Origin of the sequence: Streptomyces maremycinicus (assembly GCF_001184025.1) — a bacterium.
Classification (GTDB): domain Bacteria; phylum Actinomycetota; class Actinomycetes; order Streptomycetales; family Streptomycetaceae; genus Streptomyces; species Streptomyces maremycinicus.
In genome coordinates this window covers 144,181-165,607 of sequence record NZ_BBYG01000010.1, presented here as the reverse complement: position 1 = coordinate 165,607, position 21,427 = coordinate 144,181, and the positions used below count along the sequence as shown (strand labels likewise).

Genomic DNA, 21,427 nt, shown 5'->3' with positions numbered 1-21,427 from the left:
CTACATCCATGTGTATTACACCGGTCACATAACGTCACATAGAAGCATCTCGCCCATAGCCACCCCTATTTTCCCGATTGATAGGATTGGCCAGTGCATGACGTCGAGTGGTCCGCAGCGGAGCTGCGGGAACTGGAAGATCTGCGGCAGCGGGAGTCGCTCCTCCCTGCCGACGCTCCACGCGCCCTTCTCTCCATCCGCCTATCGGTTCTCACGGACGAGACAACATCTCCGGCACGGCAAGAGCTGGATCTTCGCCGATTCGCCCTCATGCGTGGCTGCCGCGTAATCGGCGTCGCCCGGGATCTGAACGTATCCGCAACCAAGGTTCCGCCGTGGAAGCGCCCCGAACTCGGCGACTGGATCAACAACCGCGCTCCCGAGTTCGACCAGATTCTCTTCTGGAAGCTGGACCGCTTCGTCCGACGCATCTCCGATCTGCACCTGATGATCGAATGGTGCAAGGAGTACGACAAGATCCTGGCAGCGGACAAGGACCCGATCGACCTCGACAGCGCCTATGGCGAAATGATGGTCACGATGATCGCCGGCATGGCGCGCATCGAGGCCGCCAACACCGGCATCCGCCTGGAGTCGCTGTGGAAGTACGCGCGCACTACGGATCGGTGGGTGATCGGCAAGCCGGTCTACGGTTACACCACAGAGGAGGGACCGGACGGCCGGAAGCTCGTCGCCCACCCCTTTCGCAAGAGGGTGCTGCGATGGATCTTCGACATGCTCATGCGCGGTCGATCCATGTACAAGATCACGCAGATAGTGAACCGCGCGGGCATCTCCTCGCCCAACGGCGGAAAGTGGTACGCGAAGAACCTCACCTCGATCCTCACGAATCCAGCCCTCAAGGGTGTGCGAGTGATTCGGCCCCCCAAGGCCAAGAGCAAGGAGGTCTCGCGCATCGTCTACGGCTCGGATGGCCAGCCGATCAGGCTCGCCCCGCCGATCTTCACGGACGATGAGTTTGATCAGCTTCAGGACCGCCTCAAGCGGAACGCCAAGCACGGGCGCAAGGACAGCAAGGGAAAGAGGCTGTCACTCTTCCTGGGCGTGATTCTGTGCGGCAGCTGCGGCTCCAACATGTACAAGCACATCTCGAAGAAGGCACGGAAGGACGGGTCAACTCGCGTCTATCCCAGGCTGCGCTGCTCGTCGTACACAAGGGAGCCTTGCGGCGCTCCGGTCTTCGATCCTGACGAAATGTACGGCGCGCTCGCCGCTACGGTGCTTGATCAGCTGGGCAACTACGAGGTGATCCACCGCGAGTACGCCCGTGGTGCTGAGAGCCTCGCCCGAGTCACGGAACTACAGGCATCAATCAAGCACTATATGGACGGCCTTGCGCCTGGCGGCGCCTTCGCCGTTGGCGGCTTCATCCAGAAGCAGGCCGAGGAAGCCCTTCAGAAGCTGGGCGCGGAGCTGCAAACCATCGATCCGGAGAGTACCCAGGATCGTTGGCACTACCGCTCCATGGGTGTGACCTACCGCGAGCACTGGACCAAAATGGGCACGGACCAGATGGAGAAGGACCTGCTACGGGGCGGCATCACGTTCCTGGTTCATTCGGACCACTGCGACCTGCTGATCCCTGACGACGTGAAGCAACGGTTGGTCGTGAAGGACGACTACTTCAAGAAGAAGTTGTAGCGACGCAATCTGGCGCACGCCAACTTCGACCGAAGCACCGGGGGCCTGCCTCAGCGGGCGGGCAGGCAGGCTCTCGGTGAAAAGCGTCCATCCCGTTGATCAGGATGTCTCCGATCAGTACACAACGACAGTCACAAGCTGCCGCTCACCATTCTTTCCCGTCCGGTAGACATACACCTTCAAAGGCCTGTCGCTCACTCTCGGAACCCCTCGGGTCAGCCACTGCTCCACTGAGCAGCACAAGGAACATGGACAGTTCCGCGCTGCCCGTGAAAGGCGACGCGAACGGCATCCACGGTCCTGAAAATCCCCGGTTTGGTGAGGCAGGGATCCTCGACTATGTTGCGCCCCCTGACGAAGGTGGAATCGCCCTCGCTCGCCCCGCTCCGACGGCGTTCGGCCAATGGGAGCGCAGGCTGCTGTCGGCAGCAGGGCGCGGTGAGCGAACGGCGCCATCACCCCGGTTCACCATGGCCAGCGGTCGCATCCGACCGCTGCGGGCCATCAGCAAGTTCCCAGCCGGCCACCCCGTCGGTGGATTCAACAGGGTGGGACCACTTCTTCCGCCGGAATAAATGCCTCCTGGCCTGGATTGTTCGTTGACAGCGATCGAGGTGGAGTCAGGGAGACACGTGAATAACCTGAAGGTCTTCAGGGTGAAGGGCGGACAGGCCACCGAGATACCCGGAGCGTCCGTGGGCGTGGAGCGCGAGTTGCAGACGCTCATCGAGGCCAACATGGAGGCGATGCTTGGCATCCGCTTCCTGGCAACCGAGTACCGCACCGGTCGTCACCGGGGTCGGATCGACTCGCTCGGTCTGGATGAGAGCGGGACGCCAGTGATCGTGGAGTACAAGCGCTCGCGCGACCAGAACGTCGTCACCCAAGCCCTCTCGTACCTGTCGTGGCTGCACGATCACCACCACGAATTCGAGAGCCTGGTCAGGGAGAAACACGACGCCAGGGCGGCCAAGGAGATCGACTGGAACAATCCCCGAATCGTGTGCATCGCCGGGTCGTTCACGCACCACGACACCGTCGCCGTTGAGATGATCGGCCGCCGGATCGACCTGGTGGGCTACCGCGTGTTCGACGATGTGCTCACTCTCCAGCTCGTCGCATCGGTCGCTGGCGCTACTCCTCCCTCTCGGGGAAGAGCCTCCATGCCTCGCTCCGCTGCACCGGGCTCCGCAAAGTCGGTGCAGCAGTACCTCGCCGAATCCCCGCAAGGCCTACAGAACCTGTATGCGGATCTCGACGAGGTCCTCCTCTCCTACGGTGACGTGCAGAGGGAGGCCCAGCTCCACTACATCGCGTACCGGCGGATCAAGAATGTCGCCACAGTGCGTGTTCAGCCTCGCAACCGGGTTCTCGTAGTCAACCTGAAGCTGGACCCCGACACGGTGGAGTTGAAGGATGGCTTCTCAAGGGATGTCCGCGGGCTGGGGTGCCTCGGAATCCGGGACGGCGTCGAGGTGCGGATTGGAACGCTTGAGGATCTCGACCGGGCGAGTGGTCTGTTCTGGCGGTGTATCGAGACCTCCTGATCCGCCTTGTGCTCAAGGGCGGTTGCGGTCCCGAACCGGGTGACCGCAACCGCCCTTTCTTGTGTACTGACCTTGCTGACAGGACCTACTGGCTCTCACTCCTCAGGTCCGGCGAGTTCGAAGTCGTCTTGCGTCAAGGCGTTGTGGAGGCGAGCTTCTGCGATGTCGGCGTAGTGAGCGGAGAGTTCGACGCCTATGAACTGGCGGCCTTCACGCAAGGCGGCGACGCCGGTCGTGCCGGAGCCGGTGAAGGGGTCAAGGACCGTTCCGCCCGGCGGGCAGATCTTCACCAGTTCCTGCATCACTTCCACGGGCTTCTGCGTGATGTGCACGCGGCCCTTCCTCGGCTGGCTAGCTGTGTAGAGGCCGGGCAGGTAGACGGGGTTCCGGTTGGCATCGACCGGCCCCTTGGTCCCCCACACGATGTACTCGCACGACTGCTTGAGTCGGCCCTTCTGCGGCCGAGAGACCGGCTTGTGCCACGACGCGATCCCTCGCCAGGTCCACCCGGCGGCCTGCATCGCGTCCGTTGTCGTCGGCAACTGCCGCCAGTCGGTGAAGACGAGCGCGGTGCCGGACTCGACGGTCGCGCGATAGGACTCGGTGAGCAGGAGGGTGAGCCAGAAGCCGTACGAGCGCTGGTCTCGGTTCTCTCCGGGGAAGTTGGCGAGGTCGTGCTCGGCGTCGGCCGAGGTGTACTTCGCGCGCGCAGAGCGGCCAGTGCGCTCGCTGCTCGTTCGGCCCCCGCTGTTGTAAGGCGGGTCGGTGATCACGGCATCGACGCTGTTGTCGGGGATGCCAGCAAGGGCGGTCAGCGCGTCGCCTCGGTGCAGGGTGTATGGCATTGCGCGGTTCTCTCTTTCAGGGAGGCGGTCGTGCGCCTGTTTCTCCGCACGCGGAGGGCTGCGCACGCCGGCGTCGGTCGCTCCGCGGAACTGCGAAAGCAGCAGCCGTGGCGAGCAATGCGCTGGAGGTTAACGCCGAATTCCGGCCGCACCCAATGAGGTAGATCTCGGCTCAGCTCCCTGAAACCGCCCGAGGCACAGGCCGTTTGGTGCGGCCAGATTTCGTCCCTACAGTCTCGCCGTGTTCGCAGGGCGGGACCTGATTCCGCCCCTGCTCAGCTGTGTCGATGCGTGCCCTTCCGTCCAAGGGACAGCGTTTCTGACACCCCACCGGCTGGCTTCCTAATCGGCGAAGGGGACTCCCCATGTGGCGAGTGAGATTACGAGCGCGGCTGATTGCCGCTTTCCAGTAAGGGTCCAGAGGCCGGGAGTTAGCAGCTCCCGGCCCTGGTTTCCCTGCCTCCCCCAGGTATTGCGAATTCATATCCGGCGCGGTGCCGGTGGCCTTTTCGACGAGAACGCCTGCGCCGCGCTGCCTACGAGTAAGGAGCTGTCGATGCAGCATGCCCAGGCGCGCCCCTCCCCGGGGCCAGATTCCCTGTCCTGCCGTTCGGCGTTCGGGCAGCGCCCGTGAAGAAGGTCGTTGCCATAGCGGGGGCCGTGGCGCTCGGCCCGACGTTGTTGATCGCACCGGTCGCCGTCGCTGTCGCTGGTTCCAGCAGCGCCCAGGCCTCATGTTCCGCGGACGGTGCGCAGGCTGTGGACAGCGCGGCGGTTGCGAAGCAAGTGGAGTCGATCCTCAAGGGGCACGGGAAGAAGTCCGTGTCCGTTTCGGGGCTGGACGAACCCGAGAAGCAGATACCGAACGCCGCGACGATCCAGGCCACCGGCGTCGCGATGAAGGTGCCGGCGAGGGGGCAGATCGTTGCCCTGGCCACAGCACTGCAGGAGTCGCGGCTGCGGAATCTGGATTACGGCGATCGGGATTCGCTCGGCCTCTTCCAGCAGCGTCCCAGCCAGGGCTGGGGTACGGCCGCGGAGGTTCGTGATCCGGTGCACGCCTCGACGAAGTTCTACGAGTCCCTTCTCAAGGTCTCGGGCTGGCAGTCGATGACCATCACCCAGGCCGCGCAGGCGGTCCAGAAGAGCGGTTTCCCCGATGCGTACGCGAAGTGGGAGCCGCTGGCCACGGCACTTCAGAAGGCCATCGCCAAGTCGCTGGGCCAGAACGGGAGTTCCGGCACGAGCAGCGACACGAGCAGCGAGGTCGAGCAGACGGGCTCCTCGGCGGCTACCGAATGCGGCATCGGCGAGGACGGCTCCTCGTTCGGCGCGATTCCCGCAGGGTCCGTTCCCGAGGGCTACAAGATCCCGGCGACTGCGTCCAAGTCGGTGCGTACGGCGATCCGTTGGGGTCTTGGTCAGCTCGGTACGCCGTATCAGTGGGGCGGTTCGTGTTCCGCTCCGCACGGCCAGGACCCGATGGGCCGGTGCGACTGCTCGTCTTTGATGCAGGCGTCGTACAAGGCCGGCGGTGTCTCGCTTTCCCGGACGACGTACACGCAGGTCAGGGAGGGCAAGGCGGTCAGCGTCGATGCTCTCAAGCCGGGTGACCTCCTGTTTACCCGCGGCACGGCCAAGGTGCCGGAACACGTCGGGATGTTCATCGGCCAGGGGCTGATCCTGCAGGCCCCGCACACCGGCGACGTGGTCAAGATCTCGACCCTCGCCGACTGGCGCGCAGACATCGTCGCCGCCCGCCGAGTCGTTTGACCGGCTTCTTCTCCCCCTCCCCCGCTCCATCTCCTCTCGGGCCCTCGCGCGCCCACATTCGCACTGGAGTTCCAAGTGAAGCTCATGCAGCACGCCCAGTATCTGGCGTACAACCCCGGCATCACGCCGAAGGAGGGCGGTCTCCCCGGCCTCGACGTGCTGAAGAACGTCGTCTCCTCGATCAACCTCTTCGGGATCGTCGCGGTGGTCGGCGCCCTGGCGATCTCCGCCATCGTCTGGGCCTGGGGTCACCACAGCGGCGGCCACCAGGCCGAGGCGAACGGGAAGAAGGGCACGGTCATCGCCGCCGGGTGCGCGCTGCTGCTCGGCGCGGCCAACGGCATCGTCGCGTTCTTCTCGGCGATGGGGACGCAGGTCCACTGATGCCGAAGAAACGTTCCCTCACCACTCAGGAGCGCACGTACGGGGCTCCGTCCTCGGTCCTGCGGCGTGCCCTGATGGGCGGCCTGGTTCTGGCCGTGCTGCTGGCCGCCGCCGGGCTCCTCGCGTATCTGACGCGCACGGAGAGCCCTGCCTCGGCGAAGCCCTCCCCGCCTGCGAAGTCCACGCCGCGGGCGGCTTCGCCGGAGGCGGCCGACGGCAAGGGTGAGGCCGTTGCGTCGCCGCCCCGGACGAGCGATCCGATCGAGTTCGCGAAGGCGGCCACCAAGGTCCTGTGGACGTACGACACCCGCTCCTTCTCCCGGGCCGAGCACGTCGCCAGGCTCAAGCGGTGGATGACCGGCGAGAAGAAGTACGCCGACTGGGAGTCCGTCTCCGACCAGGTGCCCAGCCCGGTGCTGTGGTCGCGGATGCACGACAACCGCCAGCACGCGACCGCGAAGGTCGGGGAGGGCCACTTCCCGCAGGCGTTCAAGACCGCCCTGGCCCAGGACCCCGGCGCGATCACCGAGGCGTACGTCTACGCCGTCACGGTCACCGGCAAGCAGTCCATCGCCTGGAAGGGCTCCGGGGCTGGAGCGGAGTCCCGCTCCACGACGCTCGCCGTCCAGTGCCGCCCCGAGAAGGCCTGCGCCCTGGTCGGCGTGCTGCCGAGCGTCGCGCCCTGATCGCCCCCAATCCCCGTAAGGAGGTGCCCTCATGGGGGCATGTGACCTTCCCCTGATGGACACGGTGTGCAACACCGTGGGCGGCGTCGTCGGTTCGACCGGCGAGGCGATCACCGATGGTATCGGTGCCTGGATCGCCAAGTCGATGGGCGAGCTGGCCCAGTCCGCCGCGGACCTCGCCTCGACGGCCGTCGACAAGACCACGGCCGTCGATCTCAACGCCGAGTGGTTCCGCGACAATTACGAGCTGCTGCTGCCCATCGGTCTGATCCTGACCGTCGGCACGTTCTGTCTGCAGCTGATGCGTGCCGCCTGGCGCCGTGACGAACGCGCTCTCGCGCAGGCGGTGACCGGGACGGTGGCGGGTGTCTTCTTCGCGTTCGCCGCCATCGCCTGCACGACCGTCGCGCTGACCGTGGTCGACGCATTGTCCGCCGGGCTGTTCAAGGCGGCGAACAGCTCGGTCGACGATGCGATCCGCCGCGTCATCGAGGTCAACAACCTAGGCCCGATGTACGCGTTGGGCTGGACCATCCCCGCCATGGTCGGCCTGGGGTGTGCCATCGGCGCGTTCCTCTACTGGGGCGTGATGGTCGCCCGCAAGGTCGGCATCCTGGTCCTGGTGACGCTGGCGGTCTTCGCCGGCGCGGGCGGTGGCTGGGAAGTCGCCAAGCGCTGGCGGCGCGGCTGGATCGAGGCGACCGCGACCCTGATCGTCAGCAAGCTGCTGATGACGATCGTGTTCCTCCTGGGTGTCTCGGCCATGGGCAAGAGCGACGCCTCCCACGGGCTTTCCGCCCTGTCCGACGCCATGGCGGGCATCGTCGTCATGGTCCTGGTGATGCTGTGCCCCTACGCCACGTACAAGTTCGTGCACTGGGCGGCCGACGGCGGCGGCCAGGACGACCTGCACCGTACCAGCGTCGCCGGACTCGCGGTGGCTGCCGGCGCGGCGAAGACCGCGGGTCAGCTCGCGATGCAGGCCGGCACCGGCATGCGGGCTCCGCAGGGCCCCTCGAAGGTCCCGGGCCAGGATTCGAACGGTGTCGCCTCCGGCATCGACCCGACCGGCGGATCGGCCGGGGACGACCAGCCGAAGCAGACCCACTTCCGCTTCGGCGAGGACCCCAACGCCACCGGCGACAAGGGCCGGGCACTGATCCGGCGGCCTCCCACCGATGGTGACCAGGGTCAGCCGCTGATCCAGCGCCCGGGTCAGGGGACAGCGGCCGACGCGGCACCGGTCTCCTCCGGGCCGACACCCCAGGGCGCGGCAGTGGCACAGCCGCAGGTCACGCACCTGGATCCGCCGGCACCCCGGCGCAGTGGGCCGGGCGCGGTGAGCGGGCCTTCGCCGCAGGGCGGTGCCACGCCGCAGCGGTGGGTCTACCCCCAGCCACCGGGTGGATCGGGCTCGTAGCCCTCGCCTGACGGTGCGGGCTGCGCAGGTCGCCTCCCGCGCCGCCCGCACCGTTTCCTCCCCTCCTCTTTCTCGCTCTCCACGTTCCAAGGACGGCTTCGCCATGCTTTCCGACACCTCTCAGCCCGATGGCCCGGCCACCGTGAAGTTCCCGCATCGCTCACGGCGCGGCGTGCTGCTCGGCCTGTCCGCGCCTCAGCTGATCGTCGTCACCCTCACCGGGCTGCTGCTGCTCGCGGTGCTGCTCACCGCCGGCGTCACCGGCGCGCTCAAGCTCATACCGCTGTGGGCGGTAATCCTGGCGGCGGTCTTCATCCGCCATCTCGGACGCTCCCTCGCCGACTGGGCTCCCATCGCCACGCGGTACGCACTGCGCCGCTTCCGGGGTCAGCTGGTCTGGCTGGCCCGGCCGTCCACCCGGCCGCGCCGCGAGGGCCTGCTCCATCTCCCGGGCACCGCGGCGTCCCTTCGGGTGGTCACCTCCCCGCATGGCCGATTCGGCGCGGTGCACGATCCCCACCACGGCACCCTCACCGCTGTCGTGAAGGTCTCCTCGCGTGCCTTCGCCCTGCTCGACCCGGCCACCCAGTCCAGCAACGTCGCAGGCTGGGGGCGCACACTGGCGGCCCTGGCGCGCACCGGGCACATCGCCCGGGTCCAGGTCCTGGAGCGCACGGTGCCCGACTCCGGCGACGCGCTCAACCGCTACTGGCACGAGCACGGCAACGAGGCGACCCACCTCGCCGGGCCCATCTACAACGACCTGCTGGCCGCCGCCGGCCCCGCCGCCGCCCCGCACGAGGCGTACGTCGCGCTCGCCCTCGATCTCAAAGAGGCCCGCCGCCTGATCAACCAGGCCGGCGGCGGGCTCACCGGCGGCTTCACAGTCCTGGCCCAGCTCACCGCCACCTTCGACCAGGCCGCCCGCAACTCCGGTCTCACCCCCAGCGGCTGGCTGGACGCCGCCGAGATCGCCGCCGTGATCCGTACCGCGTACGACCCGAAGGCATCGGCCGCCCTGGACCAGTGGTCCTCCTCGGGCCGCGCGCAGGCCGAGCCCGCTGCCGCCGGCCCCGTCGTCCTGATCGAGAAGGCCGACCGGATCCAGACCGACTCGGCCCACCACGCCACGTTCTGGATCGAGAACTGGCCCCGCATCGAAACCTCACCCGGCTTCCTGCACCAGCTCCTGTTCACCTCCGGCGTGCGCCGCACGCTCTCGCTGACCTACGAGCCCAAGGGGCTGGACTCCGCGCTCAAGGACGTCCAGCGCCGCAAGGCCACCGTGATCGCGGACGCCGCCGAGCGGCAGCGCAAGGGGCAGGTCGACTCCGAGGAGGACTCGGTCGAGTACGCCGACATCAAGCAGCGCGAGCGCCAGCTGATCGCCGGACACGCCGACGTCGCCCTCACCGGCCTGCTCACCGTCAGCGCCGACACCGACGAGCAACTCAACGCCGCCTGCGCGGCGATCGAGACGGCCGCCGTCGCCGCCCTCGTCGACCTGCGCCTCCTGACCTGGCAGCAGGCCGAGGCCTTCACCAACGCCGCCCTGCCCCTCGCCCGCCCGTAGCGCACCCGCACCACCCTCTCGCGCTCTACCGAAGGGCACCCTCATGCCGACCGAGCCCCTGCCCGAACTGGCTCCGGACTTCGTCCCGTTCGCCACCGCCGCGCTCGACTTCCACCAGGCGATCAACATGCCCGTCGCCCCCATCGCCGCCGGCCGTGCCGAACTCGACTCCCTGCACGCCCACATCGTCGCGCTGTACGGACTGCTCGACGCCCACACCGCCCGCACCACCCCCGTGGCCAGGGCAGAAGGCGACCACCTCCGCGCGTGCAGGATCCGGCTGTGGCAGGCAGCCGAGCACCTCCACGCCGCGTTCCACGCCTCCCCGCACCCCAGTTCCGGCCGTCTCCCCACCCGGGAGGCGTGCCGGGCCCGGCTGCCCGAGGGGGCGCCCGAACTCACCGTGTGCCAGCGCCATCTGGCCACCGCCACCCGGGTCCGCCGTGATCACACCCCGGCCGATCTGCGCGACCCCTTCACCGGCCTCACCCGCCACTGACCGCCAGGAGCACCATCCGCATGCCCTCTCGTACCCGCGCCAGCGCCAGCCCGCTGTTCGTCCCGCGCAAGAGCGACCGCCGCACGGCACGCGCCGCTCGCCATCAGTTCGCCGCCGCTCGCGACCAGGCCCGCCACGCCGTACGTCGAGAAGCCCGCCCGACCGCGCCCGGTCTCGACCCCGAGCTGCGGGCCACCTACCCGGCCGCCGGCCGTCCCGGTGCTGCCTCCGCCCGCGGCGGCCGTCTCGAGCTCCCCGCCCACCGGATGACGACGGCTACGGCCTCAGGGGCCTACCCCTTTCTCGCGGAGGGCGGCCTGGGCGCGCAGGGGATCTACATCGGCCGTGACGTCCACGCCGAAGCGGCCTTCACCTACGACCCGTTCGCCCTCTACGGGCGTCTCGACGGCTTCACCAATCCGAACATCCTGCTGGCCGGGATCATCGGCATGGGCAAGTCCGCCCTGGCCAAGTCCCTCGCCGTGCGCGCCGTGGCCTTCGGATACCGGATCTACGTGCCCTGCGACCCGAAGGGCGAATGGACCGTCGTCGCCCAGGAACTGGGCGGCCAGACCATCGCGCTCGGCCCCGGCCTGCCAGGACGCCTGAACCCCCTGGACACGCCCGCCCGGCCGTACGGCGTCAGCGAGGAGGACTGGACCGGCGAGGTCCGCAAGCGGCGCCTTCTGCTGCTCGGCTCGCTCGCGAAGACCGTCCTGGGGCGCGAGCTGCATCCCATGGAACACACCGCCCTTGATGTGGCACTCGACCAGGTCGTCGCCTACGCCGAGGCCCGCGGCACCACTCCGCTGCTGGGCGAGGTCGCCTACGTCCTCGGTTCCCCCGAGCGGCTCGATGCGGCGCTCGGCGAGCTGTCCGGCCGTCTCGGGCATGCCGCCGAGGACCTCGCCCACGCACTGCGCCGGCTCGTCCACGGCGACCTGGCCGGGATGTTCGACGCGCCGAGCACCGTGGCCTTCGACCCGAGCGCGCCGATGCTGTCCATCGACCTGTCCCGCCTCGGCGGCGCGGGCGACGACACCGCGCTCGTCCTGGCCATGACCTGCGCCTCCGCCTGGATGGAGTCCGCGCTCGCCGATCCCGCCGGAGGCCGGCGCTGGGTGATCTACGACGAGGCGTGGCGCGTCATGCGTCACGTCGCCCTGCTGGAACGGATGCAGAGCCAGTGGAAGCTCTCCCGCGGCCTCGGCATCGCGAACCTGATGGTCATCCACCGCCTCAGCGACCTGCTCGCCGCAGGCGATGCCGGCTCCCGCGGCCGGGCCCTGGCCGAGGGCCTGCTCACCGACTGCTCCACCCGGATCATCTACCGCCAGGAAGCCGACCAACTCGCTTCTGCTGCCTCCTTGTTGGGGCTCACCGGCGTCGAGACCCAGGCCGTCTCCGCTCTCACCAAGGGGCGTGGGCTGTGGAAGGTCGCAGGCCGGTCGTTCATTACGCAGCATCTACTTCATCCGCGTGAGCGCGAGTTGTTCGACACGGACGCCCGGATGGCGGCGATCACTCGTCCTTGATCAATCCCACTGTTCAGGGGCCGCACCACATCCCGGCCGCCCAAGTCTTCCCGCCCCGAGCGTTCCCAGGAAGTCCGCCTTCATGCCTCAGCAGTACACGATCCACCGCGTGGCGCATCGGCTCGTCCAGCGCTACATCCGCGCAATCGCGGCCAACTCCTCTCACCGCTATATCCCTCTGGCCACAGGCCCGTTCGGTGTCCTTGACGAATCCCGGCGGCTCGACGCCCGACAGGCTCCGCCGCCCAACGAAGCGGTGCTCCGTCATGGCTGACCCGATACCGACCTCTCGCGGTGGCAGCCTCCCCGTATCTCGTTTCACCGCGTCGGCCTCAGAGCGCCAGGTCGCCTCCGCTGCCCGCAGGCCCAACGACCGCGCGGACCTTGTGGCGTTCGCCGAGGGACTCGCCGCCCGGCTGCCCGGCTCATGGGCCATCGTCGCGCAGGAGCACGCCGCGTACTCCGATCAGTTCCCGCTCGCGCAGCGGGTCTGGGACCTCGGGCATGTGCACTGGGCCTTCGATCAGTTCGCGCTGTCCCGGGACGCGGTGCTGACCAGCGACGCCGGTCGCGAGTTGGTCGTCGTCGACCGACCGCGGCGCAAACGCGAGTTTCTGGTCGCCGCCTTGCAGCCGAACGGCAGTGACGTCGCGGACCGGGTGAAAGCACCCAACGGCATCGTCGTCGACGCGGACCCGGCGCGCGCGGCGTCGGCGGTGACCGACCGGCTGCTTCCCCGCTACGAAGCGGCCGTGCGTGAGGCCCGCGTTGAACAGGTCGTCATGGCGGTAGATGCCGGTGAGCGGGCTCTTGCCGAGTGGGACGCGATCTCCGACAGCCTGTGCGACGCCGACCACTGGCCCCTCGACGAGCGCTACGGCCTGCGCCAGCAGCAGCGGGATGCGGAGATGTGGGCTCTGTTCGCTCCCTTCCTCGACCACGGCCCTGCCCTGGTCGCGCACGCCGAGGAGACGCTCCCGCTCCTGGATCCGGAGGATCGTGCGGATGGGCGGTGGCCGTACCGGCTTCGGGTGCTGCGTGAGGCCCTGGAGGGCGGCGCGCGTGTTCAGGCCGACTTCGAAGCCGTCACCGGTGCGCTGCTGCCGGATCGCCCTCGCGCCGAGGCCGCGCTCGCGAAGGCCGTAGTCGAGCGCAATGCCGAGGGCTGGCACTACTCCCTGACCTGGATGGAGAACAGCGGCGCGCTCGTCGAGATGGCACGAGCCGAGCGCGGCCTGCGCGGCCATCCGCACAGGCCACAGCAGTCCGCGCAGGTCCAGGCCGCCCGTGCCCGGTCCCCGCACGCGACCCGCCAGAGCGTCGCGACGGCGGCGGTGTCCACCGCCGAGGCGTCGCACGGCCTCGTCCCGCGTGACCGCGTGCGCCGATCGCGCTAGCGCAGATTCCCCGGCCCCTCCAAATCCGTCTTCGGGCCACATCCTCGTCCTCCGCATGGCCCCGACCTGTGAGGTGCACCTCTCGTGGCGGAAATACCCCCGCACATCACCGTCGCCCACCACGCCCAGTACGGCGTCGTGGCCGCGATGTCGCACGCCAACCACGTCGCCGATCACATGCTGCGGCGGGTCGGCTTCGAGCGGCTGGCCGACAGCCGCATATACGCCCTGACCGAGCCGGACCGCGACCTGACGCGGCGCGGGCAGCAGGCCGTCCAGTCGCTGCGCGCCGCGCGATACAGCGTCACCTCCGACGCCGCGTACGACCTCAAACCCGCCACCCGGCCCACCCCCGGCCGAAGCCTCTTCGACGGGCCTTCGAACAACCCCGGCCAGGAGGGCCTCGGCGGCGAGGAGGCGGTCTTCACCGCTTCCCACGCACTCGCCGCCGACATCCGGGCCGCCCGGATCGTCGTGCACGACCAGGTCCGCGATCCCGACGGCACGGTGCGCGCGGTCGGCACCGACATGCGCACAGGTGAGGGCGTGCTGCTGCACGGCGAAGGCGATCTGCGCTACGTCGAGACGCGGTTGGACAGCACGGCCCTCGCGTTCGACGCGTTCTCCTACATCCGCGGCAACGGACGTCCCGATCCGACTCCCGCGACCTGGGAGCGCCGGGCCCAGGCCGCCACCGCCATCTCCCCGGCCCGCGCGGGCACCGCGGTGCCGCAGCGGCCCGACGTCACCGTCACCTACGGCCCGGCCCCGGCCGCCCGGCAGCCGGTCCGCGCCCGCTAGGTCATCCGAACCCAAAGGAAGTCTTCAGCATGAAACTGCGACTCGAGCCCGACGTCGCCTTCGGTGTCCACCCGGAGTTCGGTGTGGTCGCCGCCGTGGCGGACGACCGGCCGTTCCTCGACGAAGTGCTGCGCAAGCACCACTTCCGCTACAGCGGCGCCCTCGATCTCTACCTGCTGCCCGGCGACACCCCGCACAACACGGCGGTGCGGGCCGTGGCCCGCGCCAGCCGCGAGTTCCAGGACGTCGGCCTCTCGGTCGCCGCCGACCCCCGCATCATGCTGCCGCCCCCGATTCCCACGCCGGACGGGGTGCCCGTACGCCAGGCGCTGCCCGGACAGTCACTGACCGCCCTGACCGGAGAACTGCACGAACTGCGCCGCTCGGCCGATGCCGCCGACGTCCTGGAACAGATCCTCGACGAACACCACGGCGTCGTCGGCGACTTGGAGGAGTTCATCGACACGACCGCCGCCTGGTGCGATCGGCTCGACACAGCCAACGGCCGCGAGCTGGGCCAGCACCTGCGCACCATCGCCCACCACGTCGCGTTCCTCGGCGACCAGCTCGTCACCGCCCAGCTCGACCTGGCGGTCATGCCGGACATAACGCCGGACGACGCCTCGTCCCTGTCCGAGGTGCCGCTGCTCCCCCGGCACGAAATCCCGTCGGTCACGCACACCGCCCGTGCCCGCGCCGCTCTCGCGTCCTCCCCAACCCGCCCCGCCGCCCAGCCCACTTCCCCGGACGAAGCAGCCCGTTCACCGGCCCCCCCGTCCAGCCCTCGTCGTACGCGCTGACCTTCCTCTCGATCGCACAAGGAGCCCTGCTCATGGCCGTAAAGAAGATCTGGACGATCAACCATGCCTGTGGAGACAGCACTCAGGCCGATCTCTCCGACCGTCCGGCCGACCGGCGTGCTGGCTACGCCCGTTGGCTCGCCGAGCGCGACTGCTCTGACTGCTGGCGTGCCGCCCAGGGCGAGGACACCGAGTCCAAGGCCGAGTGGCTGGCGAAGAAGCGGGTCGCCGAGCAGGCCGAGGCCGAGGAATGGTCGACGCGGTATCGGATGCCTCCGCTGGAGGGCACCGACCGGGCCATCGCCTGGGGCACCCGCTGCCGCCACCAGCTCATGGCCGCGGCGTACACCGCCCTGGTGCTCGAAGGCACCACTAGCGAGGCGGATTGGGCAGCCATCGAGGACACCGCGCGGCCCCTGACGCGTGCCGGGTGGTGGCTGGACCAGCGCGACGCCGACCCCGCCGACCTGCCCGAGCTTCTGGCAGCCGCCACCGGGGGCGACCGGCCCACCGAGAACCCTCACTTCTGACCCGCCCGCGGAGGCCGCCATGTCCACCACGCCCGATGTCGTCATCATCCGCGAGCCGACCGGCAACGTCACCGCCGAAGGCGGGGACGAATTGGCCGTCACCCTCTTCAAGCGCGCCGGCTTCGTCATCGAGACCACCCCGCTCTCCTTCTGGTACCGCCTGCCCTGGGACATGGGCGAGGAGCGCGAGAACCAGATGGCCAGCCATGCCGCCCGGATGCTCACCGCGGTCGGCTACCAGGTCGAACTCGATCCCGGCCTGGACGTCACCCGGATCACCACACCCACCGATCCCCTCGGCACGCGCGTCTACGGGCAGCAGATCCTCTCCCTGACCGACCAGCTCAACGGATCCGAGACGTACGCGAAGGCGGCCGACCTCATCGAGCACGTCGTGGACCCGGACGACGGCGTCCTCGTCCGCCTCGGCGAGTTCTTCGAGGCCGCGGCCGTGCAGGCCAACGTCGCCGACACCGATGACGGCTGGGACCTGTCCCACCTCTTCGAGGACGCCGCTGCCACGCTCACCTCTCTCGCCGAGGACTTGCGCGGCGCCGGCCACCAGACGCGGAGGCTCGGACCGCCCCAGAAGCGGAGCTGGCAGGAAGGCGTCGCCAACTACTACGCGACGGCCCCGCGCCCTCACACCGGAGCCGCGCCCGCCGCCGAAGAGCCCTCCGCCACACCACCCACCACGCCCCGGCCCGGCCGGTCTCGCTGACCGCTCCCCGCCGCTCCGTCCAACTCCCCTGCTCACCGCCACAACAGCCAGGAGCCCGCTCGTGATCGCCAGAGCAACCCACTGCCCCGCCGCCACCCGTTGGTCCGCACCCCTCTGGATCCCGCCTTGCCATCTCCGCGCACCAGCACGCCCTCGACCACCACCGGCACCGACCTCCTCCTCTACCTCCTGATCGCCATCGCCGGTCTCGGCATGGCGGGAGGCTCGCTGGCCTGGCTATTCGGCAATCTCGCCAACGCCGTGACCGGCTCCGATCCGTGGGCCGCCTTCCAACCGACCGACGCGCTCCTGCACCCCGAACGCGTCTGGCCGCATCTCGCCCAACCCGCCGTCCTCACCAGCTGCTACCTGCTGCCCGCCGCCGCGCTCACCGCGGCAGCCGTCCTCGGCGGCCGCCTGTGGCTGCGTCTTCGCCGCAATCCCAACGGGCTGGCCGATCAGCGGGATCTGGCCGACCTGCTGCCCAAGAAGATCGCCACAAAGGCCATCGACCTTCGGCCCAGCCTGAAGGGCACCAAGCCCAAAGACATCGCTCCGGACGACCGCGGCGTCCTGCTCGGCACGCTGAAGCCGGGTGCCATCGAGGTCCGCTCCTCCTGGGAGGACGTCCTCCTCGCGATCATGGCGCCCCGCTCCGGGAAGACATCCGGGCTGGCGATCCCCGCGATTCTGCGCGCCCCCGGCCCGGTGCTGCTGACCTCGAACAAGGCGGCACGCGATGCCTTCACGGCGACGCTCGACGAGCGCTCCCACGTGGGCACGGTGTGGACGCTGGACCCGCAGCAGATCGCCCACGCCCAGCAGACCATGTGGTGGGACATCCTCGCCGACGCCCACGATCTCGCCGGGGCCCGGCGGCTGGCCGGGCACTTCGTGACCGCCTCCGTGGACGAGTCCAGCGCGGGCGACTTCTGGTCCACCGCCGCCGCCAACACCCTCACCGCCCTGTTCCTCGCCTCCGCCCGCGACCACCGGCCCATCACCGACGTGCTGGCCTGGCTCGCCTCCCCCGCCGACCGCACCCCCATCGACCTCCTGCAGGACGCCGGCCTCGACGCCGTCGCCGCCCAGCTCCAGGGCACCGTCGCCGGAGCCGTCGAGACCCGCGACGGCATCTTCGAGACCGCCCGGCAGTACGCCAGCTGCCTCCTCGACCCGACCATCGCCGCCTGGGTCACGCCTCCCAACGACCTGGGCAAGGTACGGGAGTTCAAGCCGGAGGAGTTCGCGACCAGCAAGGACACCCTGTTCCTGCTGTCGAAGGACGGCGGCGGCTCCGCCTCGGCGATCATCGCCGCAGCCGCCGACGCGGTGATGCGCTCGGCCGTCCTCCAGGCCGAACGCGACGGCGGGCGCCTCGACACGCCGCTGCTCGCGATCCTCGACGAAGCCGCCAACGTCTGCAAGATCTCCGACCTCCCAGACCTCTACTCCCACCTCGGCTCGCGCGGCGTCATCCCGATCACGATCCTGCAGTCCTACCGCCAGGGCGTACGGGTATGGGGCGAGGCCGGCATGGACGCCCTGTGGTCCGCCGCGACGATCAAGCTGGTCGGCTCCGGCATCGACGACGCCGACTTCGCGGACAAGCTCTCCCGCCTCGTCGGCGACCACGACGTACGCACCGTCTCCGTGTCCACGAGCGAGTCGGGCAAGTCGACGTCGGTGTCGATGCGTCAGGAGCGTGTACTGCCGGCCGACGCGATCCGGGCTATGCCCAAGGGCTCCGCACTGCTGCTGGCCACCGGCATCCGCCCCGCCCTCCTGAACCTCAAGCCCTGGTACCGCGAGCCGGACGCGGACCGGCTCGGCGCCGCCTCCGCCCAGGCGACCGCGGCCATCACCGAGCGCGCGCTGGCCAAGCAGCCGCACCGCGACGACTTCGGCCCGGCGGCATGAGCACCCCGGCCCGACGCGACGCCCGCACGAGACGCGGACGTACAGCCCATCGCGTCCCTGAGCCGCTGCTCGCCCTCCCCTTAGTTCCTCTTGAGGTGCTCCCATGTCCCACCCCGTACCGACCTGGGCTTCCGTCCGCCCGTCCGAGCGGCTCGCCGACACTCCCGCCGTACGCCGCGGCGGCGCATGGTGGCTGGTCACCCCGACCGGCACCATTTCCGCCTCAGACCCCGTCTTCACCGACGAACTAGACCGCTTCGCCGCCGACATGGCCGCCGCCGACCGCGCCGTCGCGAAGCTGCGCACCGAACGCACGGCCGCGCGGAAGGACCGGCGGTGACGCCGCTCGTCCAGGCCGAGCAGGCGGTCCTGGGCTCGGTCTTCCTCGACCCCGCTCAGCTCGACCATCTCTCGCCCTGGCTGCGGCCCGAACACTTCTCCCGTCCGGCACACGCCGCTCTCTACTCCGCGATGCTCAAGCTCCGCGCCGACGGCCACCCGGCCGCAACGGGGAAGAGCGGAGCTCCGATCCCTCTGTCCTGGGTGACGGACACCGTGCGGGAGGCCAGCACCCGGACCCGTGGGCTCACCGCGTCGTACGCCCACTCCTTGATCTCCGCGTGTCCGCGGCCCACCCACGCACCCGTCTATGGGCGGATGGTCCTGGAGGGCGCCATCCACCGCGGCGTCACCCAGCACGCCATCCGCCTCCACCAGGCCGCGCGTGCCGACGCCGTCCGCGGCGGGGTCGAGGAGACGGTCCACCACGCCCAGATCCTGGCCGAGGTCCTCGCCGATCTCGCTCACCGGTGGGGTACCGAGCCACGACCGGTACAGCCCCCAGCGCCGAACACATCACCCTCCCCGCAGGCGCAGCCCGTCGACGAACAGGTCCTCGCCGACGAGGAGTTCCTCCTCGGCTGCATCAGCGCCCGCCCCGAGCAGCTGCTCGACGTCGTCAGCTGGCTGCATCCCGGCGACTTCGCGGACGCCGGCCATCAGCAGATCTACCGCGCCCTGGGCGCCCTGCACCACCGCGGCGAGCCCATCGATCACCTGACCGTGCTGTGGGAAACCCAGCGCCGGGGCGCACTGTCCGGCGGAGCGCTCGACGCCGAACGCGTCATGCGGATCTGCGATCCGCTGTCCCTCTCCGGTGTCGCCGAGCACTTCGGCGAACAGGTCGTCCAGGCCTCGCTCGTACGCACCGCCGCGGCCTCCGCCCGCCAAGTGCGCGCACTCGCCGACGACGAATCCCTGGCCCCAGGACGGCTGATCGGCTACGCCCTGCACGCCCTCGGCCCACTGGACGACATACGCCGCCGCCTGCGCCTCGCGAACGAACCAAAACCCGAGCAGCGGCGGCCGACCAGCCGGCCCGGTACGTCGCCGCCCGCCGCCCGCATCGACGCGGCCCGAGCCCGCAGCCACCTCGCAGCCACCCCGGCTCCCTCGGCGCCAGTCGAGGCCCCCTGCGCCGCGCTTCCCGACCGGCACAACCATCGGAGTCCGTCATGACCGACCACACCGGCCGCGCGGGCCTGGAGAAGGACGAACTGTACGCGTTGGCCAGGGAGTTCGAAATGCTCCGCTCCGACCTGCTTCGGTCGTACACACAGAGCTCCCTGCCCGACCTTGTCACCGCGTCCCAGCAGCTCGGCGCCCTCACAGGACTGGTGAAGGATCTGTCCGACGAGGTCCTCTTCCGCGCCACCGACAACGACCCAGGCCTCGACTTCGGCCCGGTCATCGCCGCCTACACCAGCGCGTCCGCCTCGGCGGGACGCGCCATGAACAACTACACCGAAGCCTTCGAACAGCTCGGATTCCTGCGCAGGTACGCGGAAGCCCCGGCCTCGGCGGATCTACGCGATGCCCGCCAGGCCGCGTTCGACGTCGCGCAGGACCGGCTGGACCTCACGGTGGACTCGCTGCAGGAAACCTTCGTCACGCTGCGGCGCGCCACGGACCGGATCGACGGCACCCCGCCCCGTGTTCTCGCCGCCCTGAGCCGCTCGGCACGGCCGACGAGCTCGATCTACCGCCTACCCGTGGAGCCGCCCGCCCCGGGTCCGGTCCCGCTCGCCTACACCACGGCGCCTCGCCATGGCCGCTGACCCGGCCTCGGCGGAGACGCCACCCTCGATCGGGAGCCTGTGCTCCGGTTACGGCGGCCTGGACCTCGGCGTCCAGACCGCCCTCGGAGGCACGCTCGCCTGGCACGCCGAGATCGATCCGGGACCGGCCCGGATCCTGTCCCGGCACTGGCCGGCCGTGCCGAACCTCGGCGACATCACGGCCGCGAACTGGGCCGAAGTCCCGGAGGTGTGCGTCCTGACGGCCGGCTTCCCCTGTCAAAGACGTCTCGGTCGCCGGCCGTCGCGCCGGACTGGCTGATGGCACCCGGTCCGGTCTGTGGCACCACGTCGTCCGTGCCATCGAAGTCCTCAACCCATGCCTTGTGGTGATCGAGAATGTCCGAGGGCTCCTCACCTCGCCCGCCGGTTCCCCTGGCGACGTGGAACTCTGCCCGTGGTGTCTGGGAGACACCGCAGGCCAGCCTCCTGTGCGCGCACTCGGCGCCGTACTCGGCTCCCTGACCGACATCCGGTTCAATGCGCGCTGGTGCGTGCTTCGCGCCTCCGACGTCGGAGCCCCGCACCGCCGAGAGCGGATCTTCCTCGCCGCCTGGCCATCCGGACGGATCACCGCTCCTCAAGACCCCGACCAGCAACCTGGGGGCCAACGGTGGCAGCCAACACCCGGCGAAACGCAAGCAGGGCGGCCACGGCCCGAACCTGGCGGACGAGATCGAGTGGCTCCTGCCCACCCCGAAGGCCTCCGACCGCACCAAGGACTCGCCCAACCAGCGCCACGGCAATGGGGACTTGACCCTGCCTTCAGCGGCAGCACGCCTGCGGCCCACCCCGGATGCCACGCCCACACGCACGACAGGGCAGCGGAAGGGCGCCACGAGCAGGACCCCACGAGCGCAGTCGCTGCCGCTGTTCGGGGATCCGTCGGCCGTGCAGGACGGGCCGAGATCTGGGGGCCGTACGCCGACGCGATCACCCGCTGGGAACGTGCCACCCGTCCCGCACCTCGGCCGACCGACGCTGCGGGCCACCTGAGTCCGCGGTTCGTGGAGTGGATGCAAGGCCTTCCTCCCGGCTGGGTGACCGGCACACCTGGGCTGGGGCGCCCCGCCCAACTGACCGCTCTGGGCAACGGAGTTGTTCCCCAACAGGCCGCCCGCGCCCTGCGGATCCTGACCCGGCCCAGGACCGTATGCCGCCATCGCGCGCCGCGCTGAGCTGCGCCTTTTACACCCGTT

At 69.6% G+C, this 21,427-nt stretch carries 22 protein-coding genes; 21 read left to right on the top strand and 1 reads right to left on the bottom strand.

All coding sequences use genetic code 11. The annotated features are described in order from the left end of the window. Nucleotides 1–93: 93 nt before the first annotated feature. The gene (locus AOQ37_RS08305) at nt 94–1,662 is read left to right on the top strand and encodes a recombinase family protein (protein WP_062642780.1); all 1,569 of its coding nucleotides are present in this window, start codon (nt 94–96) and stop codon (nt 1,660–1,662) included. A 599-nt stretch (nt 1,663–2,261) separates the two neighbouring features. Beyond that, on the top strand, nt 2,262–3,209 hold the full coding sequence (locus tag AOQ37_RS08300) for a DUF5655 domain-containing protein (RefSeq protein WP_306305209.1): 948 nt from the start codon (nt 2,262–2,264) through the stop codon (nt 3,207–3,209). Nucleotides 3,210–3,304: 95 nt separating this feature from the next. Here AOQ37_RS08300 and AOQ37_RS08295 read toward each other — a convergent pair whose 3' ends face one another. Further along, complete coding sequence (locus tag AOQ37_RS08295) at nt 3,305–4,054, bottom strand: DNA-methyltransferase (RefSeq protein ID WP_062642777.1); 750 nt, start codon at nt 4,052–4,054, stop codon at nt 3,305–3,307. 630 nt (nt 4,055–4,684) lie between these two features. Here AOQ37_RS08295 and AOQ37_RS08290 point away from each other — a divergent pair. The 19 genes from AOQ37_RS08290 (at nt 4,685) to AOQ37_RS39685 (ending at nt 21,406) form a co-directional block, all read left to right on the top strand. Beyond that, nucleotides 4,685–5,827: a C40 family peptidase gene (locus tag AOQ37_RS08290; RefSeq protein ID WP_062642776.1), complete on the top strand. Its 1,143-nt coding sequence runs from the start codon at nt 4,685–4,687 to the stop codon at nt 5,825–5,827. An 84-nt stretch (nt 5,828–5,911) separates the two neighbouring features. Next, nucleotides 5,912–6,211: a DUF6112 family protein gene (locus AOQ37_RS08285; protein WP_062643557.1), complete on the top strand. Its 300-nt coding sequence runs from the start codon at nt 5,912–5,914 to the stop codon at nt 6,209–6,211. Further along, nucleotides 6,211–6,897 carry a hypothetical protein gene (locus AOQ37_RS08280; RefSeq protein ID WP_062642774.1) on the top strand — a complete coding sequence of 229 codons (687 nt, stop codon included), beginning with the start codon at nt 6,211–6,213 and terminating at the stop codon, nt 6,895–6,897. The genes AOQ37_RS08285 and AOQ37_RS08280 overlap by 1 nt, the downstream gene beginning before the upstream one ends. A gap of 31 nt (nt 6,898–6,928) precedes the next feature. Then, nucleotides 6,929–8,317: an SCO6881 family protein gene (locus tag AOQ37_RS08275; RefSeq protein WP_062642772.1), complete on the top strand. Its 1,389-nt coding sequence runs from the start codon at nt 6,929–6,931 to the stop codon at nt 8,315–8,317. Between the two features lie 103 nt (nt 8,318–8,420). Next, entirely contained in the window at nt 8,421–9,890 is a 1,470-nt protein-coding gene (locus AOQ37_RS08270; protein WP_062642770.1) for an SCO6880 family protein, read from the top strand. A 43-nt stretch (nt 9,891–9,933) separates the two neighbouring features. After that, complete coding sequence (locus tag AOQ37_RS08265; RefSeq protein WP_062642769.1) at nt 9,934–10,389, top strand: DUF6238 family protein; 456 nt, start codon at nt 9,934–9,936, stop codon at nt 10,387–10,389. A gap of 20 nt (nt 10,390–10,409) precedes the next feature. Then, a complete protein-coding gene (locus AOQ37_RS08260) occupies nt 10,410–11,924 on the top strand; it encodes a putative type IV secretion/conjugal transfer ATPase (RefSeq protein WP_062642767.1) in 1,515 nt (504 codons plus the stop codon). An 82-nt stretch (nt 11,925–12,006) separates the two neighbouring features. After that, a complete protein-coding gene (locus AOQ37_RS40370; protein ID WP_159401322.1) occupies nt 12,007–12,198 on the top strand; it encodes a hypothetical protein in 192 nt (63 codons plus the stop codon). Then, nucleotides 12,191–13,321, top strand: a complete 1,131-nt coding sequence (locus tag AOQ37_RS39700; protein ID WP_159401321.1) for a hypothetical protein — start codon at nt 12,191–12,193, stop codon at nt 13,319–13,321. Before AOQ37_RS40370 ends, AOQ37_RS39700 begins: the two co-directional genes overlap by 8 nt. Before the next feature lie 84 nt (nt 13,322–13,405). Further along, nucleotides 13,406–14,122: a hypothetical protein gene (locus AOQ37_RS08250; RefSeq protein WP_062642764.1), complete on the top strand. Its 717-nt coding sequence runs from the start codon at nt 13,406–13,408 to the stop codon at nt 14,120–14,122. 29 nt (nt 14,123–14,151) lie between these two features. Further along, complete coding sequence (locus tag AOQ37_RS08245) at nt 14,152–14,922, top strand: hypothetical protein (protein WP_062642762.1); 771 nt, start codon at nt 14,152–14,154, stop codon at nt 14,920–14,922. Between the two features lie 32 nt (nt 14,923–14,954). Continuing rightward, the gene (locus tag AOQ37_RS08240; RefSeq protein ID WP_062642760.1) at nt 14,955–15,452 is read left to right on the top strand and encodes a hypothetical protein; all 498 of its coding nucleotides are present in this window, start codon (nt 14,955–14,957) and stop codon (nt 15,450–15,452) included. A 19-nt stretch (nt 15,453–15,471) separates the two neighbouring features. Then, nucleotides 15,472–16,173, top strand: coding sequence for a hypothetical protein (locus tag AOQ37_RS08235; RefSeq protein ID WP_062642758.1), 702 nt, complete (start codon nt 15,472–15,474; stop codon nt 16,171–16,173). A 126-nt stretch (nt 16,174–16,299) separates the two neighbouring features. Beyond that, nucleotides 16,300–18,093, top strand: a complete 1,794-nt coding sequence (locus AOQ37_RS08230) for a type IV secretory system conjugative DNA transfer family protein (protein WP_062642756.1) — start codon at nt 16,300–16,302, stop codon at nt 18,091–18,093. A gap of 103 nt (nt 18,094–18,196) precedes the next feature. Beyond that, nucleotides 18,197–18,433: a hypothetical protein gene (locus AOQ37_RS39695; protein ID WP_107085145.1), complete on the top strand. Its 237-nt coding sequence runs from the start codon at nt 18,197–18,199 to the stop codon at nt 18,431–18,433. Further along, nucleotides 18,430–19,611, top strand: coding sequence for a DnaB-like helicase N-terminal domain-containing protein (locus AOQ37_RS08225; RefSeq protein WP_107085144.1), 1,182 nt, complete (start codon nt 18,430–18,432; stop codon nt 19,609–19,611). The genes AOQ37_RS39695 and AOQ37_RS08225 overlap by 4 nt, the downstream gene beginning before the upstream one ends. Beyond that, nucleotides 19,608–20,210, top strand: coding sequence for a hypothetical protein (locus tag AOQ37_RS08220; RefSeq protein ID WP_062642752.1), 603 nt, complete (start codon nt 19,608–19,610; stop codon nt 20,208–20,210). Before AOQ37_RS08225 ends, AOQ37_RS08220 begins: the two co-directional genes overlap by 4 nt. Beyond that, nucleotides 20,200–20,490 carry a DNA cytosine methyltransferase gene (locus AOQ37_RS40805; RefSeq protein ID WP_107085143.1) on the top strand — a complete coding sequence of 97 codons (291 nt, stop codon included), beginning with the start codon at nt 20,200–20,202 and terminating at the stop codon, nt 20,488–20,490. The genes AOQ37_RS08220 and AOQ37_RS40805 overlap by 11 nt, the downstream gene beginning before the upstream one ends. Beyond that, the gene (locus AOQ37_RS39685; RefSeq protein ID WP_107085142.1) at nt 20,483–21,406 is read left to right on the top strand and encodes a DNA cytosine methyltransferase; all 924 of its coding nucleotides are present in this window, start codon (nt 20,483–20,485) and stop codon (nt 21,404–21,406) included. Before AOQ37_RS40805 ends, AOQ37_RS39685 begins: the two co-directional genes overlap by 8 nt. Nucleotides 21,407–21,427 lie beyond the last annotated feature (21 nt).